Origin of the sequence: Streptomyces sp. BE20 (genome assembly GCF_036322525.1) — a bacterium.
Classification (GTDB): domain Bacteria; phylum Actinomycetota; class Actinomycetes; order Streptomycetales; family Streptomycetaceae; genus Kitasatospora.
The window spans coordinates 1-2,769 of the sequence record NZ_JAQYWW010000276.1 but is presented as its reverse complement, the minus strand read 5'-3'; the positions used below and the strand labels follow the sequence as shown (position 1 = coordinate 2,769).

The window sequence follows — 2,769 nt, the reverse complement described above, 5'->3', positions numbered from 1 at the left end:
GTCGACTGGTCGCCGCTGTTCACGGGCGTCCGACCGGCCGAGCTGCCGACCTACGCCTTCCAGCACCAGCGGTACTGGCTGGAGAGCCGGCCCGCGAAGGCGGTGGCCGCCGACCCCGCCGAGGCCGGGTTCTGGGCCACGGTGGAGCAGGGCGATCTGTCCGGCCTGTCCGCGCAGCTCGGCGTCCCGACCGCGTCGCTGGAGAACGTGCTGCCCGCGCTCGCGTCCTGGCGGGCACGGGGCCAGGAGCGGTCACTGATCGACGGCCTGCGCTACCGGGTCACCTGGAAGCCCGCCGACCTGCCGGCCGCAGAACCGACCGGACGGTGGGCCGTGGTCGGGGACGACGTCCACGGGCTCGGTGAGGTACTGAGCGGGCTCGGCGCCTCGGTGGTCCGGGTGCCCGCAGGGACTCGCGCCGAACTGGCCGCCCGGTTCGAAGGGCTCGACATCTCCGGCGTCGTGGCGTCGACGACCTCGCTCGGCGACGCGTCGGCGCTGGTTCAGGCCCTGACGGACGTGCGGAACGAGAGCCCGCTGTGGCTGGTGACGCGGGCCGCCGTGACGACCGGCCGGGCGGACAGCCCGGTCGACGTCGACCAGGCCGCGTTGTGGGGCTTCGGCCGGGTGGTCGGCCTGGAGCACCCGGAGTTCTGGGGCGGGCTGCTCGACCTGCCGCCGGTCGTCGACGCCCGTGCGGCCGCGCGGGTCGGTGCGGTGCTGGCCGGAGCGCTCGGCGTCGAGGACCAGGTCGCGGTGCGCGGCGGCGGGGTGGTCGTCCGGAGGCTGGAGCACGCCCCGGCGAGCACGGCGGCCCCCGCCTGGCGTCCGCGCGGGACGGTGCTGATCACCGGTGGCACGGGCGGCCTGGGCGCGGAGGTCGCGCGCTGGGCCGCGGCGAACGGCGCCGAGCGGCTGGTGCTGGTGTCGCGGCGCGGAGCGCGGGCGCCCGGTGCGGCGGAGCTGCTGGCCGAGCTGCCGAACGCCGAGGTGCACGCCTGCGATCTGGCCGACGGGGCCGAGGTCGAGGCCCTGCTGGCCGTCGTCGGCGACGTCGACGCGGTGGTGCACGCGGCGGGCGTCGCTGCCGACGTGCCGCTGCGCGACGCCGACGAGGCGCACTTCCGCGCCGTGCTGTCCGGCAAGGTCGACGGGGCGTTGCACCTGGACGCGCTGGTCGGTACGCGTCTCGACGCGTTCGTGGTGTTCTCGTCGATCTCCGGTGTCTGGGGCAGCGGTGACCAGGCCGCGTACGGGGCGGCGAACGCGGCCCTGGACGGCCTGATCGCCAGGCGGCGCGCGTACGGGCTCCCGGGAACGGCCGTGGCCTGGGGGCCGTGGGCCGAGATCGGCATGGCCGCGGACGACGAGGTCGCGACCCAGCTCCGGCGCCGCGGCCTCGTGCCGCTCGACCCGCGACTGGCGGTGGCCGCACTGGCCGGCGCGGTGAACGGCGACGAGGCCGCACTGACGATCGCCGAGGTCCGGTGGGACGCGTTCGTCCCGGTGTTCGCGGCGACGCGGGCCCGTCCGCTGTTCGACGGTCTGCCCGAGGTGGAGGCGGCGCCGGCCGTCGGCGGCACGGTGTTCTCCACGTTGGCGCAGCGGCTGGCGGGCCTCGCCGCAGGGGAGCGGGAGCGCCTGGTCGGCGAGGTCGTGCGGTCGCACGTCGCCGCCGTGCTGGGTCACACCTCGGCCGAGGGACTGGAACCGGGGCGGGCGTTCAAGGAGCTCGGCTTCGACTCGCTGACGGCGGTGGAGCTCCGGAACCGCCTCCAGGGAGCGACCGGACTGGTGCTCGCGGCGACGCTGGTGTTCGACTACCCGAGCGTCGAGCGGCTGGCGGCCCACCTGCTGGGCGAGCTGAGCGGCTCGGTGGACGCGGCGCTGGCGCCGGTGGGCACGGTGGCCGCAGGCGACGACGATCCGATCGTCATCGTGGGCATGGGCCTGCGGCTCCCCGGCGGGGCGGACACCCCGGAAGCGTTCTGGGAGCTGGTCGCCTCCGGTCGGGACGGGATCGGGGCGTTCCCGACCGACCGTGGCTGGGACCTGGAGGGGTTGTACCACCCCGACCCGGACCACGCCGGCACCACGTACACCCGCGAGGGCGGATTCCTCTACGAGGCACCGGAGTTCGACGCCGACCTGTTCGGGATCTCGCCGCGTGAGGCGCTGGCGATGGATCCGCAGCAGCGGCTTCTGCTGGAAACCGCGTGGGAGGCGTTCGAGCGGGCCGGGATCGATCCGTCGTCGCTCCGCGGCGAGCAGGTCGGCGTGTTCGCCGGTGCCAACAGCATCGACTACGCAGACCTGGCGGCGGGGCTCCCGGACGAGCTGGAAGGCCACCTCCTGACCGGAACGGCCGGCAGCGTCGTCTCCGGGCGGCTCTCCTACACGTTCGGGCTCGAAGGCCCGGCGGTGACCATCGACACGGCGTGCTCGTCGTCGCTGGTGGCGTTGCACCTGGCCGCACAGGCACTGCGGTCGGGTGAGTGCTCGATGGCGCTGGCCGGCGGTGTGGCCGTGATGTCGGGCCCGGAGACCTTCGTTCAGTTCTCGCGCCAGCGGGGCCTGGCGCCCGACGGCCGGTGCAAGCCGTTCGGCGCGGACGCGGACGGGACGGGTTGGTCCGAGGGTGTCGGCATGCTGCTCGTGGAGCGGTTGTCGTCGGCGCGGGCTGCGGGTCGTCGGGTGCTGGCGGTGGTGCGGGGTACGGCGGTCAATCAGGACGGTGCGTCGAACGGTTTGACGGCGCCGAACGGTCCG

The 2,769-nt window shown here is 75.1% G+C and carries 1 protein-coding gene; it reads left to right on the top strand.

Annotated elements, in window-relative coordinates; all coding sequences use genetic code 11:
• Positions 1-2,769: SDR family NAD(P)-dependent oxidoreductase (locus tag PUR61_RS01570; protein ID WP_329874823.1), on the top strand; the 2,769-nt coding region annotated here is incomplete at both ends.